The following is a 14,309-nucleotide window of genomic DNA, read 5'->3' as shown; positions in this document are numbered from 1 at the left end:
TATTGATCTTAACGACAGTCGCCGGCGATGCCTAGTCTTTCCTCGCCGGCCTTTCCCTGACAGACACGGAGTCCCGATGGCGGCAGCACAGCAAGGTGTGGAGACAACGATGGCATGCGACGTGCTGGTGGTGGGCGGCGGCATCAATGGCGCCGGCATCGCGCGCGACGCGGCCGGACGGGGCTTGTCCGTGGTGCTGTGCGAAAAGGACGACCTCGCTGCCCACACCTCGTCCGCTTCCACCAAGCTGATACATGGCGGCCTGCGCTATCTCGAATACTATGAATTCGGCCTCGTGCGCAAGGCGCTGATCGAGCGCGAAGTGCTGCTGCGCTCGGCGCCGCACATCATGTGGCCCTTGCGCTTCGTCATGCCGCACGCCCAAGGCCAGCGCCCCGCCTGGCTGATACGCGCCGGCCTGTTTCTGTACGACATGCTGGCGAAGCGGGAAATCCTGCCTGGCTCGCAGGGCATCGACCTGACGCGCCACGCGGCCGGCAAACCGTTAAAACCCGAATTCAAGCGCGGCTTCGTGTATTCCGACGGCTGGGTCGACGATGCGCGGCTGGTGGTCCTGAACGCCATCGACGCGGCGGACAAGGGGGCGACCATCCTCACGCAGACGCGCTGCACGGCCCTGCGGCGCGACGGCGCGGGTGCGGACGCTTGCTGGCAGGCGACCCTGCTGCAAGGCGACGGACGTGAGCTGTCCGTGCGTGCGCGCAGCGTCGTCAATGCGGCCGGGCCGTGGACGGCCGAATTTCTGCAGCAGGCGGCGCCGGGCGGACAGGGCCGGCATTTGCGCCTGATCAAGGGCAGTCACATCGTCGTCAAGCGATTGTTCGAGCACGATCATGCCTACATCTTTCAGCATCCGGACGGGCGCATCGTGTTTGCCATTCCGTATGAGCACGATTTCACCCTGATCGGCACCACCGATCTCGACTACCACGGCGACAGCGGCAAGGTGGAAATCGACGACGAGGAAATTCGTTACTTGTGCGAGCTTTCCAGTTACTATTTCAGCAAGCCCATTGTGCCGGCCGACGTGGTGTGGACGTATGCCGGCGTGCGCCCGCTGGTGGAAGACGCGGCGGCCGACGCCAAGGCCGTCACGCGCGATTACCGCTTCGAACTGGACCGGGAAGGGGCGCCGCTGCTCAGTATTTTCGGCGGCAAGATCACCACGTTTCGCAAGCTGGCGGAGGAAGCGCTCGATGTGCTCGCACCGTTGTTGGCGCCGGTGCCGGGCAATGCGCGGCCGGCCTGGACGGCCAACGCCTGCCTGCCCGGCGGCGATGTGTTCGGCAGCACGCCGCAGAACAGAGCGGTGCGCGAGTTCGGCCAGTTCGTGCAGGGCTTGCAGCGCGACTATGCGTGGCTGCCGGCGGCGCTGGTGGCGCGCTATGCACGCGCCTACGGCACGCGCATCCACGTGCTGCTCGCCGGGCGGACGGATGTGGCGGCCATGGGCGAGGAAATCGCCGCCGGCCTGTACGCGGCGGAAGTGGACTATTTGCGGCGCCACGAATGGGCCGTCAGCGCGGCCGACATGCTGTGGCGGCGCTCCAAGCTGGGCCTGCACCTGCCGCGCGAAACGGCCGACACGCTCGACGCCTGGATGTTGCAGCACCCGTTGTCGTCGTAGGCAGCACACGTAAGCGACCGCGCCCCGCAGAGGGTGCGGCGAAGAATAAGAAACCATCACTGGAGGAGAAGCGCGTGCAACTGGTACTGGACAAGATCAGCAGGAAGCAGGGGGCTGACGATTTTTTATATCCGATGTCGCTGGCATTGGTGCCGGGCGCCATCAACGTCTTGCTGGGCACCACGCGTGCCGGCAAGACGACCCTGATGCGCGTGATGGCGGGGCTGGACAAGCCCAGCGGGGGCACCGTGACGGCCGACGGCGTCGACGTGACGGGCGTGCCCGTCAGCAAACGTAACCTGGCCATGGTGTACCAGCAATTCATCAACTATCCGGCCTTCACCGTCTACGACAATATCGCTTCGCCCTTGCGTTTGCGCAAGGTGCCCGAAGAGCAGATCCGGACGAAAGTGCTGGCGCTGGCCGAGCGCCTGCACATCACGCCCTACCTGCAGCGCACGCCCGGAGAATTGTCGGGCGGGCAGCAGCAGCGCACGGCGCTGGGGCGCGCGTTGATCAAGGATGCGTCCCTGCTGCTGCTCGACGAGCCCCTGGTCAACCTCGACTACAAACTGCGCGAGGAATTGCGCCGCGAATTGACGGAACTGTTTTCCAGCGGCAGCACGACGGTCGTGTATGCGACCACGGAACCGCTGGAAGCGCTGCAACTGGGCGGCCACGTGGCCGTGCTGCACGAGGGACGGCTGCTGCAGCAGGGGCCGACCCTGGACGTCTTCAACGCCCCCAATTCCATCGATGTGGCGCGCACCTTCAGCGACCCGCCGATCAACCTGATTCCCGCCCGCGTGAGCGCCGATGGCGTGGCGCAGGCAGCGGATGGCCTGGCCATCCACCTGAGCGGCGCGCAGCGCGCCCGCCTCGGCGAGCGGCGCGACGTGATCCTCGGCGTGCGCGCACACAGCCTGCATTTATCTTCCCAGTCCGAAGGCGACGTGGCCATCGCAGCTACGGTGGACCTGGCGGAAATCAGCGGCTCGGAAACCTATGTGCATGCGCGCCGTGGCGACCTGGCCCTGGTGGCCCAGCTCGGCGGCGTGCACAACCTGGAGATCGGCAGCGCCTGCACCGTGTATTGCCAGCCGCACGCCTTGCTGATCTTCGCCGACGATGGCGGGCTATTGTTCGCTCCTGTGCAAGGAGGGGTGTGACATGGCGCGCATCGAACTGGTGGACCTGGCTCACGCCTACAAACCGAACCCGACGGCACCCGCCGACTATGCGCTGCGGCCCATGAGCATGGAATGGCATGACGGCGGCGCCTATGCCTTGCTGGGGCCGTCCGGCTGCGGCAAGACGACCTTGCTCAATATTATCTCCGGTCTCGTGAAACCGTCGCATGGCAAGGTGCTGTTCGACGGCAAGGACGTCACGCAGCTGCCCACGGAAGCACGCAATATCGCGCAAGTGTTCCAGTTTCCCGTCATCTACGACACCATGACCGTGCACGACAATCTGGCATTTCCGCTGCGTAATCGCGGCTGGAAAGAGAGCGAGGTGAAAAAGCGCGTGCAGCAGGTGGCGCAGATGCTGGAGCTGACGGGCGACTTGAAACTGCGCGCCAGCGGCTTGTCCGTGGACGCCAAGCAAAAGATTTCGCTGGGACGGGGGCTCGTGCGCCCCGACGTGGCGGCCGTGCTGTTCGACGAACCGCTGACGGTGATCGATCCGCATTTGAAATGGCTGTTGCGCAGAAAGTTGAAGGAGATCCACCACGAACTGAAATTGTCCCTGATCTACGTCACGCACGACCAGGTGGAAGCCTTGACCTTTGCCGACCAGGTGGTCGTCATGACGCAGGGCGAAGTGGTGCAGACGGGCAGCGCGCAGGCGCTGTTCGAGGAACCGGAACACACCTTTGTCGGCTATTTCATCGGCAACCCGGGCATGAATTTGCTCGATTGCACCCTGGACGATGGCGGCGTGCGCGTGGCGGGGCAGCTACTCGCCGTGTCCGCTTCCGCCCGCGCGGCCCTGGCTGGCGCGCAAGGGAAAATCACGCTGGGCGTGCGGCCGGAATTCGTCGCATGCCTGAAGGCGGGCGAGAGCGGTGCGGGTAGCGATCATTGCCTGGACGCCACGGTGACTGCCGTGCGCAATATGGGTACGCATTACCTGGCGGAATTCCAGCTGGGCGGCGTGACGGTGGCGGCCAAGCTGCGCGCCATCGATGCCGTCGCCGGGGATGCTGTGCGGCTGCATTTTCCGCCGCAACGCACCCTTTTCTATGTCAACGATAAGCGGGTGGCCTGATGATACATAACGGTAAAACCGATAATAACCGCCGCGCCTGGCTGCTGATCTTGCCCGTGCTGCTGTGCGTGGCCTTTTCCGCCATCCTGCCATTGATGACGGTGGTCAATTATTCCGTGCAGGATATTCTGAGCCCCACGCAAAAGGTCTTCGTGGGCACCGAGTGGTTCCGCATGGTCATGCTCGACGGCGACTTGCACAGCGCCTTGTTGCGCCAGCTGCTGTTTTCCGGCTCCGTGCTGGCCATCCAGATTCCGCTCGGCATCTTGATTGCCCTGTGCATGCCGGCCGATGGCTGGAAGGCATCGCTGGCGCTGGTGCTGATCGCGCTGCCCTTGCTCATTCCCTGGAACGTGGTGGGCACCATCTGGCAAATCTTCGGCCGCGGCGACATCGGCCTGATGGGCTATACCCTGAATCAGCTGGGATTCGACTACAACTACAACGGCAATTCGCTCGACGCCTGGCTGACGGTGATGGTGATGGATATCTGGCACTGGACGCCATTGGTCGTGCTGCTGTGCTATGCGGGTTTGCGCGCCATTCCTGACGCGTATTACCAGGCGGCACGCATCGACGGCGCCTCGCGCCTGGCCGTGTTCCGCTACATCCAGCTGCCGAAATTGCGCAATGTGCTGATGATCGCCGTCTTGCTGCGCTTCATGGACAGTTTCATGATCTACACGGAACCGTTCGTGCTGACGGGCGGCGGACCGGGCAATGCCACCACGTTCCTGTCGCAATACCTGACGCAAAAGGCAGTGGGCCAGTTCGACCTGGGGCCGGCCTCGGCCTTCTCACTGATCTATTTCCTCATCATCCTGCTGTTCTGCTTTGTGCTGTACACGTGGATGCAGAGAGTCGGCACGGGAGACCAGAAATGATGCACAAGAAAATGAGCAGCACCATCCTGATCGTCTTTTTGCTGGGCTCGCTGTTGCCCATCTACTGGATGCTCAATATGTCGCTCAAGACCAACGAGGAAATCGTGGGCGTGCTGAGCCTGTGGCCGCAGCAATGGACGTTCGCCAACTACCACACGATTTTTACCGACCGTTCCTGGTACAGCGGCTACATCAATTCCATGATTTACGTGGCCTTGAACATGGTCATGTCCGTCACGGTCGCCTTGCCGGCAGCTTACGCTTTTTCCCGCTATAACTTTGTCGGCGACAAGCATTTATTCTTCTGGCTCTTGACCAACCGCATGACGCCGCCCGCCGTCTTCCTCGTGCCGTTCTTCCAGCTGTATTCGACGGTGGGCCTGATGGATACGCACCTGGCCGTGGCGCTGGCGCACATGGTGTTCAACGTGCCGCTGGCTGTGTGGATTTTGGAAGGTTTCATGTCCGGCGTGCCGAAGGAAATCGACGAGACGGCGTATATCGACGGCTACAGCTTTCCCCGCTTCTTCATCCGCATCTTCTTGCCGATGATTAAGTCGGGCGTGGGCGTGACGGCGTTCTTCTGCTTCATGTTCAGCTGGGTGGAATTGCTGCTGGCGCGCACCTTGACTTCCGTCAATGCCAAGCCGATCGCCGCCACCATGACTCGCACGGTGTCGGCGGCCGGCATGGACTGGGGCGTGCTGGCGGCGGCCGGCGTGCTGACCATCGTGCCCGGCGCGCTGGTGATCTGGTTCGTGCGGCATTACATTGCCAAGGGTTTCGCGATGGGGAGGGTGTGACATGGAAAATACCGATAGCACAGCCAGCCTGTTCGGCTGGATGGCGTGGACGCCGGAAGTGGCCATCTTCTTCATCTGCATCGGCTTGATGCTGGCCGGCATGACGGTGTGGCAAATCCGTTCGCCCAGCATCGAACGCAAGGGCTTTTTGCCCATGCCGACGACGCGCGGCGACCGCCTGTTCATCGGCTTGCTCACTGCGGCCTACGTGAATCTGGCCTGGGCGGGGTTCACGGAAATGCAGCAGGCGATAGGCGCCGCCATCAGTTTTGTCATTTTATTAGTGGTAATGCGTTGGGGATGACCGGCTTGCCGGTGTTGATGGAGGCCGGACCGTCAGCAGGCGGCCGGCAATAAAATAAAAGGAGATTCACGATGAAATTGAAGTTCACGGTCTTCGCGGCTGCGGCCATGCTCGTGTCGAACGCGGCCCTGGCCGACGCCAAGCAGGCGCAAACCTGGATCGACAAGGAATTCCAGCCATCCAGCCTGAGCAAGCAGCAACAGCTTGCTGAAATGAAATGGTTCATCGATGCGGCGGCCAAGCTCAAAGCCAAGGGCATCAAGGAAATTTCCGTGGTCTCGGAAACCATCGACACCCACGTCTACGAATCGAAGACCCTGGCCAAGGCCTTCGAGGAAATCACGGGCATCAAGGTGCGCCACGACATCATCCAGGAAGGCGACGTGGTGGAAAAGCTGCAAACGTCGATGCAGTCCGGCAAGAGCATCTATGACGGCTGGATTTCCGATTCCGACCTGATCGGCACCCATTACCGCTATGGCGCCGTGGAACCGCTGTCCGACTACATGGCCGCCAAGGGCAAGGAATTCACGAATCCCGGTCTCGATTTGAAAGATTTCATCGGCATCAGCTTTACCACGGCGCCGGACGGCAAGGTGTACCAGCTGCCCGACCAGCAATTCGCCAACCTGTACTGGTTCCGCGCCGACTGGTTCGCGCGCAAGGATTTGCAGGCCAAGTTCAAGGCCAAGTATGGCTACGAACTGGGCGTGCCGCAAAACTGGTCCGCGTATGAAGACATCGCCGATTTCTTCACGAATGACGTGAAGGAACTGGACGGCAAGAAAGTCTACGGCCACATGGATTACGGCAAGAAAGATCCGTCCCTGGGCTGGCGCTTTACCGATGCCTGGCTGTCGATGGCTGGCGCGGCCGACAAGGGCATTCCGAACGGCATGCCCGTCGACGAGTGGGGCATCAAGGTGGCGGCCGACAAGTGCACGCCCGTAGGCGCCTCGATGTCACGCGGCGGCGCCACCAATTCGCCGGCCGCCGTCTTTGCGCTGACGAAATATATCGACTGGATGAAGAAATACGCGCCGCCGCAGGCGAACGGCATGAATTTCTCGGAATCGGGTCCCGTGCCGGCGCAGGGCGAAATCGCCCAGCAAATCTTCTGGTACACGGCATTTACGGCCGGCATGACGAAACCGGGCTTGCCGGTGGTCAACAAGGACGGCACGCCGAAATGGCGCATGGCGCCGTCGCCGCACGGCCCGTACTGGAAAGAGGGCATGCAGAACGGCTACCAGGACGTGGGTTCCTGGTTCCTGTTCAAGTCCACGCCCGATGACCGCAAGGCGGCCGCCTGGCTGTACGCGCAATTCGTCACGTCGAAAACCGTGTCGCTGAAGAAATCCATCGTCGGCCTGACCTTCATCCGCGATTCCGACATCCGCCACGATTATTTTACGAAGCACGCGAACGAGTACGGCGGCTTGATCGAGTTCTACCGCAGCCCCGCCCGCGTGGCGTGGACGCCGACCGGCAACAACGTGCCCGACTATCCAAAGCTGGCCCAGCTGTGGTGGAAGAACGTGGCCACGGCCATCACGGCGGAAAAAACGCCGCAGGCCGCCATGGATAACCTGGCCGAGGAAATGGACCAGGTCATGGCGCGCCTGCAGCGGGCCGGCATGAAGGCGTGCGCGCCCAAGCTCAATCCCAAGGTCGATCCGAACCAGTATCTGTCGGACCAGCACGCGCCATGGAAAAAGCTGGCGAATGAAAAGCCGAAGGGTGAAACTATTGCTTACGATAAATTATTGCAGGCCTGGAAAGAAGGCAAGGTAAGGTAGTCGTGTAGACTTCTGCCGCCGCTTTCCCGGGGCACGGGCGCATGTCCGTGCCCTTTTTTCACTGTATAGCCGTAGTAGCGACCATGACCAAATATATACTTGCTTTAGACCAGGGCACCACCAGTTCGCGCGCCATCCTGTTCGACCATGCGGGCCGGCCGCACGCCAGCGCGCAGCGCGAATTTCGCCAGATTTTCCCCCAGCCGGGCTGGGTCGAGCATGACGCGGGCGACATATGGGCTTCGCAGGAAGGCGTGCTGCAGCAGGTGCTGCGCGACAGCGGCGTGGCGGCAAGCGACGTGGCCGCCATCGGCGTGACCAACCAGCGCGAAACGACGGTGCTGTGGGACCGCGCCACGGGCGAACCCGTCGCCAACGCCATCGTCTGGCAAGACCGCCGCAATGCCGCGTTCTGCGAGCAGCTGGTCGAGCAGGGCAAGGCGGACGTGATCCAGCAAAAAACGGGCCTCGTGCTGGACGCCTATTTTTCCGCCACCAAGCTCAAATGGCTGCTCGACAACGTGCCGGGTGCCCGCGCCCGCGCCGAACGGGGCGAGCTGGCCTTCGGCACCGTCGACAGCTGGCTGATCTACAAGATGAGCGGCGCCCACTTGACGGACACGAGCAACGCGGCGCGCACCATGCTGTTCAATATACACACCTTGCAATGGGACACGGACCTGCTGGCGCTGCTGGACATTCCCGCCTCCCTGCTGCCCGACGTCGTGCCCTCGAGCGGCGTGGCCGCGCATACGCACGCGGCATTGCTGGGCGTGTCCGTACCCATCGCCGGCATCGCGGGCGACCAGCAGGCGGCCACGTTCGGCCAGGCCTGTTTGAAACCGGGCATGGCGAAAAATACCTACGGCACGGGCTGCTTCATGCTGATGAACGTGGGCAAGCGCCCCTTGCCATCGAAAAACCGGCTGCTGACGACGGTGGGCTGGAGCCTGGGCGCCGGCAGCGACAAGACTGATTACTTGCTCGAAGGCAGCGCCTTTATCGCGGGCGCGGCCGTGCAATGGATGCGCGACGGCATCGGCATCATCCGCGACTCGTCCGAAGTGGAAGCGCTGGCCACCAGCGTGCCCGATTCGGGCGGCCTCGTCTTCGTGCCCGCCTTCGCGGGGCTCGGCGCACCGTACTGGGACCCGTATGCACGGGGCACCCTGATCGGCATCACGCGCGGCACGGGCAAGGCCCACATCGCGCGCGCCGCATTGGAGGGCGTGGCCTACCAGAACGTCGATGTGTTGTCCGCCATGCAGGACGACGCGGGCATTGCGCTATCCGAGTTGCGCGTGGATGGCGGCGCGGCCCGCAACGACATGCTGATGCAGTTCCAGGCCGACATACTCAATGTCCCTGTGGTGCGCCCCGTGGTGACGGAAACGACGGCCCTGGGCGCCGCCTACCTGGCGGGCCTGGCCGTCGGTTTCTGGACGTCGCAGGAAGAAATCGCCGCCCAGTGGCAGGTGGGACGCCGATTCGAGCCGAAGATGGCGGCCGACGAACGGCTGACGCGCTTGCATAAATGGCAGCGCGCGGTGGAGCGCTCGCGCGACTGGAGCGAGTGAGTCAGGGAATAAGCCAGGATCAATGGCGCATGAAATACACGGCATAGCCCACCGTTTCGCGCGGCACGGAATACAGGTCGCGCAGCTCGAAATAGGGCGCGTGCACGTGGCCGCTGACGGTGATGCCGCTGCGCTCCAGCGCCAGCCGGAAGCGGGGCACGTGAAAGTATTGCGTGGCCACCATGGCCGTGTGCCAGCCGTGTTGGCGCATCAGGGCCGCAGCGTTGCGGGCCGTGGCGTCCGTGGTCCAGCCTTGATTATCCTCAATGATGGCGCCGGCCGGCACGCCGCGCTTGAGCAGGTAGCGGGCCATAGCCGCGGCCTCGTCAAAACCTTCCTTGCCCGTCGCCCCGCTGACGAGGATGCGCGGCGCCCTGCGTTCCTGGAACTGTGTGAGCGCCGCGTCGAGCCGCGCCTGCAGGCGGGGGCTGGGCGTGCCGTCGGGCAGGATCGTGTTGCCGGGCACGACGATCACGTCGGCCGGGGCCAGCTTGTCGTTCAGGCCCGCCAGCACCAGGGCAGCGGTGGCCAGCAGGAAAACACCAGCAGTCGTCAAGCCCAGCACAGTTATTTTTCGCATCGTTCATCATCAAGTTGGGAATGGACGCATGATACCCGTCCATTCCCGCCGGCGTCAGTTCGCCTGCGCCTTGCGTGCGCGCTGGTTCGACAGATAAATATTGTCCTTGTCCAGCGGCTTGCCTGCGCGCACGGCATCGAGCCAGTCCTGCGTGCTGACGACGGCGGCGAAATTCGAGTGGAACACCGTGCTGAAGACGCGGTGGATTTCCTCGGCGCTGGCCGTGCCGCCCGCATTGGCGTAGGGCAGTGTGCCGGTGGCGTCCTGCAGGAACTCGACTTGCAAGCCGTCGTGCGCGGCCTGGTAGATGGTGGCGGCGTCGCAGTTGTGCGTCATGTAGCCGATCACCGTCAGGGTGTCGATGCCGTGGCTCTCCAGCCAGGCGCGCAAGTCCGTGCCGGCAAACGCGCTGCCCATGCTCTTGTTGATGCGGTGGTCGGCGGCAAAGGCGGCCACTTGCGGGTGCAGCTGCCAGCCGTCGCTGCCTTTTGCAAAGATGGGAGAAGCCTCCGGCGCATCGTGCTGGACGACGATGACGGGCACGCCGGCGGCGCGGGCGGCGGCCATGGCGGTGACGATGTTGGGCAGGGAAATGTCGACGGACGGATATTCGATGGGCATGTCGCCCGTGAAGTATTCATTTTGCACGTCGATGACGAGCAGGGCGCGGCGCGGTGCGGTAGTGGTGGACATGCTTGACTCCTGAATGTTTGAAAGAGGAAGGACTTCCCCGATACAGCCATTTTCAAGCCGCACGGCATAAACAAAAAGTGGCCCGAAGGCCTATCTGCGATAAAATCGGGCCATGCCTGCCATTTCTTCTTCTTCGCCTTTGAGCGTGGCCGTGATCGCCTTCGACGGCATGACGCCTTTCCACTTGTCCGTGCCTTGTCTCGTGTTTGGCGCCCAGACGGACGAGGCCGATCTGCCGCCTTTCCACGTGCGCGTCTGTGCCGCCGACCCCGCGCCCTTGCGCACGGCGGCCGGCTTCGCCATTACGCCCGAGTTCGGCCTGGAAGGCCTGGAGGGCGCCGATATCGTCATCATGCCGGCCTGGCACGACGATTGCCGCGACGCGGCGCCATCGCTGGTCGCGGCACTGCAGGCGGCCAGCGGGCGCGGCGCGCGCATGGTGGGCCTGTGCCTCGGCGCGTTTCCCCTGGCGCAGGCGGGCTTGTTGGATGGCAAGAGCGCGGCCACGCACTGGGGCATGGCGGACCGGCTGGCGACCCGCTATCCCAGGGTCAGGGTAGACCGGGAAGTGCTGTACGTGGACGATGGCGCCGTGCTGACGTCGGCGGGCGTGGCGGCCGGCCTCGATTGCTGCCTGTATCTGCTGCGCCAGCTGGCGGGCGCCGAGGTGGCCAACCGCGTGGCGCGCCGGCTGCTGGTGGCGCCGCACCGCCAGGGCGGGCAGGCCCAGTTCATCGAACGCCCGCTGCCCGTGTCCGGCAGCGAAGGGCGCTTTGCCGAAGTGCTTGCCTGCGTGACGGCCAGCCTGGGCCAGGCGCACAGCATCGATGCGCTGGCCGAACGGGCCGCCATGAGCCGGCGCAATTTCACGCGCCACTTCCGCCAGGCGACGGGCACCTCGTTCAAGCAGTGGCTATTGAACCAGCGTCTGGCGCATGCGCAAAGCTTGCTGGAAAAAAGCGCGGCCTCGATCGATGTCGTGGCGCAAGAAGCCGGCTTCGGCACGGCCCTGTCGCTGCGCCAGCATTTCCGGGCCAGCTTGCAGACGTCGCCGTCGGCGTACCGCAAGCTATTCCGGCAGCAATCAGACCAGATCAGGCAGCCATAGCGTGGATGTGTCCCGGCTGCCGTTGGGCAGCTGCGCGCTGACGGCGATTTGCCGCGCGATGAAGGCGGCCGGTTCGAAGGCGTAGCGTTCCTGGAACGAGACGGTTTCCGCGCTCATCAGTTCGGCATACGTCTGCATCAGGGTCGAGGCGGAAAGATGCTTGCCTTGTTCCAGATAGGTGTCGATGGCGGCCAGCAGTACGGGGTAATCGGCATTTTCCTTGCTGCCGCCGAAGTTGAACGACAATTGCCCGCAGGCGCGCCAGATGGGGTCTGGTTCCCCGTCCGGTATCGGCTGCGAGCGCAGCCATTGCAAGGCCTTCAATGGCGGGCCGCCAAACGATGGTGGAGAGATGATGGCCTGGATGGCCAGCTTGACGGCTTCGTCGATTCTTCCCGCGCGCACATACTGTCCATGCAGCAGCACCAGCGCGTCCGTATATTCGGGAAGGATGGCGAGCGCCGCTTCCAGCAGCGCGATGGCCGCTGCGGGATTGCGCTGCGCAATCAATTCCTTGGCTTCCAGGAACGCGGCGCGCGGCGAAGCGGGGTCGTCGGCCAGCGATGGCGTGGCGACGTACTCGTCTTCCGCCGTTGCGTAGGCTGACAGAAACGCCGCCAGGCTGGAAAAGTGCGGCTGCAAGCGCCACTCGTCGTGCCAGGTCTCGACGACGATCGGTTCGTACGCTTCGCGGCCGATGGGCCAGTACAGGCCGAACGTATCGCCATTGCCCAGCGCCCCTTCAGCGAACGGGGTGAAGCCGAGCGGTGGATACGCAGTCGTGTGTTGCCAGTCTTGTTCGACAGAGATGTGGGCGAGGTTTGCAGGTAATTGCATGGAGGTTGCCGAGGATAAAACGCCAGTGTAGAGCAAGAGCGCGTCCGCTGGCGTTCCCCATCGCAGGGGGACAAGTGAGGGGCCAGGCCCTTCAGTCGCGTTCCGGCACCGGCACGTTGAAGCCGTTCAAGGTGGTCGAGACCAGCGCGTACAGGCCCACCAGGTAGATCAGCTCGTTGGTGCCGTGCTGGCCAAAGGTGGCCAGCACCAGGCGGTACAGCGGCTCCGGCAGCGTGCCGCCGCCGCTGAGCGCGTAGGCAAAATCGTAGGCGATGCTCTCATGCTGGTCGAGGTCGACCGGCTTGACGTCGGCCACCAGCGTGGCCAGGCGCTCGGCCGACATGCCTTCGCGCTCCGCGACGGCGATGTGGGCGTAGATTTCATAGGCAGCGTTGTAGCGCGCGCCGACCACCAGGATGGCAATCTGGCGCACGTTATCGGGCAGCGTGGCGTTGGCCGTCATGGCCAGGGTCAGGTCCCAGATGGCCTTGCCGATGGCCGGTTCGTGCAGCCACGGATTCCATGGCCCCATCAGGGCGCCGTCTTCGCGCACGGCGATGAAATCGTTGAAATTGCTGGTGATGCCTTTGCGCATATCGTCGTACAGCGGCTGCTGTTCGGGCGTCAGGTCTTGCGGAGCGATCAGGGGCAGGCGCATGGGAACTCCTTGCTGGGTAGGTGAGCGGTGGGCGGCGGGAGCCAGCAGCCAGTATAGCCAGCCAGCGTGGCAGGCGGCGCCCGTTCGCTGTGCGCCTACTTGCGCGGCTCGTGAATGCGGAATTTCTTCACGACGCCCGCCTGGTCGAACATGACGGCCACTTCGCGCGTGCCTTTTTCGCCCAGCAGGGGGATCAGCCGCGTCACCTTGGGCGCTTGCAGCTGGTTCTTGTAGACCCAGACTTCATAGCCGGGATCGAAGCTGACGACGGTGGCGTTGCCCAGGGCCGCGTCGAGGTCGAGGCGGGTGGTCTTGCCGACCTTGATGTTTTGATAGATGGCGCCGTTGTCGGGCGCGCGGTTGACCTTGTATTCACTGGCGGTGCACATGGCCACGGCCAGGCCCGCGAGGCAGGAAGCTGCCAGTTTGATCAATGTGTTCATAGGGACTCCCGGTGTGCATCACTGCTTCCAATCTCAGAGGGGACGGGCGTGATGTCATGCCGGGAGTGTGCTTGCGTCGCCGCGAATGTGCTACAAGATTATACAAAGGCGCAAAAAATGATGCCGTTGGTGCCGGCTGGCGGTACTTTTACCGGTTCTGCAGCACGTCGGTCGACAGTGCCAGGGTTTCCTTGATTTCTTCCATCACCACATAGCTTTTCGATTGCGCGGCGCCCGGCAGCTGCAGCAGCATGTCGCCCAGCAGCTTGCGGTACTCGGCCATTTCATGGATGCGCGCCTTGATCAGGTAATCGAAGTCGCCGGACACCAGGTGGCATTCCTGTACCTCGGGAATCTGCAGCACTTCGCGGCGGAATTGTTCGAAGGCGGACGCCGACTTTTGATTGAGAGTAATCTCTACAAAGACGAGCAGCTTGGCGCCCAGCGCGGCCGGGTTCACCTTGGCGTGGTAGCCCGTGATGACGCCGTCACGCTCCATGCGCTTGACCCGCTCGATGCAGGGCGTGATGGACAGCCCCACCTGTTCACCCAGGTCTTTCATCGAGATGCGGCCATCCTGTTGCAGGATGCGCAGGATGTGGCGGTCCAGCTTGTCGAGGCCACGTGCCGATTCTTTAAGGATTCTCATGATTTATTGCTGAATATCTCGATTTATACGTGAACAAATACTGGCTCTTTCCCAA

The 14,309-nt window shown here is 63.3% G+C and carries 15 protein-coding genes; 9 read left to right on the top strand and 6 right to left on the bottom strand.

The window, feature by feature from the left end; all coding sequences use genetic code 11:
• Nucleotides 1-109: 109 nt before the first annotated feature.
• From glpD to glpK, 8 genes are all read left to right on the top strand, one after another.
• Nucleotides 110-1,648, top strand: coding sequence for a glycerol-3-phosphate dehydrogenase (gene glpD, locus JAB4_RS20090; protein ID WP_175444699.1), 1,539 nt, complete (start codon nt 110-112; stop codon nt 1,646-1,648).
• Nucleotides 1,649-1,722: 74 nt separating this feature from the next.
• A complete protein-coding gene (locus JAB4_RS20085; protein ID WP_070222212.1) occupies nt 1,723-2,817 on the top strand; it encodes an ABC transporter ATP-binding protein in 1,095 nt (364 codons plus the stop codon).
• A gap of 1 nt (nt 2,818) precedes the next feature.
• Entirely contained in the window at nt 2,819-3,919 is a 1,101-nt protein-coding gene (locus JAB4_RS20080; RefSeq protein ID WP_070222210.1) for an ABC transporter ATP-binding protein, read from the top strand.
• Entirely contained in the window at nt 3,919-4,803 is an 885-nt protein-coding gene (locus JAB4_RS20075) for a sugar ABC transporter permease (RefSeq protein WP_034754965.1), read from the top strand. Before JAB4_RS20080 ends, JAB4_RS20075 begins: the two co-directional genes overlap by 1 nt.
• Nucleotides 4,803-5,606, top strand: a complete 804-nt coding sequence (locus JAB4_RS20070; protein ID WP_175444707.1) for a carbohydrate ABC transporter permease — start codon at nt 4,803-4,805, stop codon at nt 5,604-5,606. The genes JAB4_RS20075 and JAB4_RS20070 overlap by 1 nt, the downstream gene beginning before the upstream one ends.
• Nucleotide 5,607: 1 nt before the next feature.
• Nucleotides 5,608-5,910 (top strand): DUF2160 domain-containing protein, encoded by a 303-nt coding sequence (locus JAB4_RS20065; RefSeq protein ID WP_227742003.1) that lies wholly within the window; start codon nt 5,608-5,610, stop codon nt 5,908-5,910.
• A 71-nt stretch (nt 5,911-5,981) separates the two neighbouring features.
• Entirely contained in the window at nt 5,982-7,709 is a 1,728-nt protein-coding gene (locus JAB4_RS20060) for an extracellular solute-binding protein (protein ID WP_034779106.1), read from the top strand.
• Nucleotides 7,710-7,792: 83 nt separating this feature from the next.
• A complete protein-coding gene (gene glpK / locus JAB4_RS20055; protein WP_070222206.1) occupies nt 7,793-9,286 on the top strand; it encodes a glycerol kinase GlpK in 1,494 nt (497 codons plus the stop codon).
• 19 nt (nt 9,287-9,305) lie between these two features.
• On the opposite strand, the gene JAB4_RS20050 is transcribed toward glpK, so the two are convergent.
• The gene (locus JAB4_RS20050) at nt 9,306-9,866 is read right to left on the bottom strand and encodes a YdcF family protein (RefSeq protein ID WP_070222204.1); all 561 of its coding nucleotides are present in this window, start codon (nt 9,864-9,866) and stop codon (nt 9,306-9,308) included.
• A gap of 54 nt (nt 9,867-9,920) precedes the next feature.
• Nucleotides 9,921-10,559 carry a cysteine hydrolase family protein gene (locus JAB4_RS20045; protein ID WP_070222202.1) on the bottom strand — a complete coding sequence of 213 codons (639 nt, stop codon included), beginning with the start codon at nt 10,557-10,559 and terminating at the stop codon, nt 9,921-9,923.
• Nucleotides 10,560-10,671: 112 nt separating this feature from the next.
• Between JAB4_RS20045 and JAB4_RS20040 the strand changes: the two genes are divergently transcribed.
• Nucleotides 10,672-11,667, top strand: coding sequence for a helix-turn-helix domain-containing protein (locus JAB4_RS20040; protein WP_070222200.1), 996 nt, complete (start codon nt 10,672-10,674; stop codon nt 11,665-11,667).
• On the opposite strand, the gene JAB4_RS20035 is transcribed toward JAB4_RS20040, so the two are convergent.
• From JAB4_RS20035 to JAB4_RS20020, 4 genes are all read right to left on the bottom strand, one after another.
• The gene (locus JAB4_RS20035) at nt 11,644-12,504 is read right to left on the bottom strand and encodes a tetratricopeptide repeat protein (protein WP_070222198.1); all 861 of its coding nucleotides are present in this window, start codon (nt 12,502-12,504) and stop codon (nt 11,644-11,646) included. The genes JAB4_RS20040 and JAB4_RS20035 overlap by 24 nt on opposite strands.
• A gap of 91 nt (nt 12,505-12,595) precedes the next feature.
• The gene (locus tag JAB4_RS20030; protein WP_070222196.1) at nt 12,596-13,162 is read right to left on the bottom strand and encodes a carboxymuconolactone decarboxylase family protein; all 567 of its coding nucleotides are present in this window, start codon (nt 13,160-13,162) and stop codon (nt 12,596-12,598) included.
• Nucleotides 13,163-13,257: 95 nt separating this feature from the next.
• Nucleotides 13,258-13,605, bottom strand: coding sequence for a hypothetical protein (locus JAB4_RS20025; protein WP_070222194.1), 348 nt, complete (start codon nt 13,603-13,605; stop codon nt 13,258-13,260).
• A 148-nt stretch (nt 13,606-13,753) separates the two neighbouring features.
• Entirely contained in the window at nt 13,754-14,254 is a 501-nt protein-coding gene (locus JAB4_RS20020; protein WP_070222192.1) for an Lrp/AsnC ligand binding domain-containing protein, read from the bottom strand.
• Nucleotides 14,255-14,309 lie beyond the last annotated feature (55 nt).

The organism is Janthinobacterium sp. HH102 (assembly GCF_001758625.2).
GTDB lineage: Bacteria > Pseudomonadota > Gammaproteobacteria > Burkholderiales > Burkholderiaceae_D > Janthinobacterium.
This window is presented reverse-complemented; position numbering and strand designations above follow the sequence as displayed.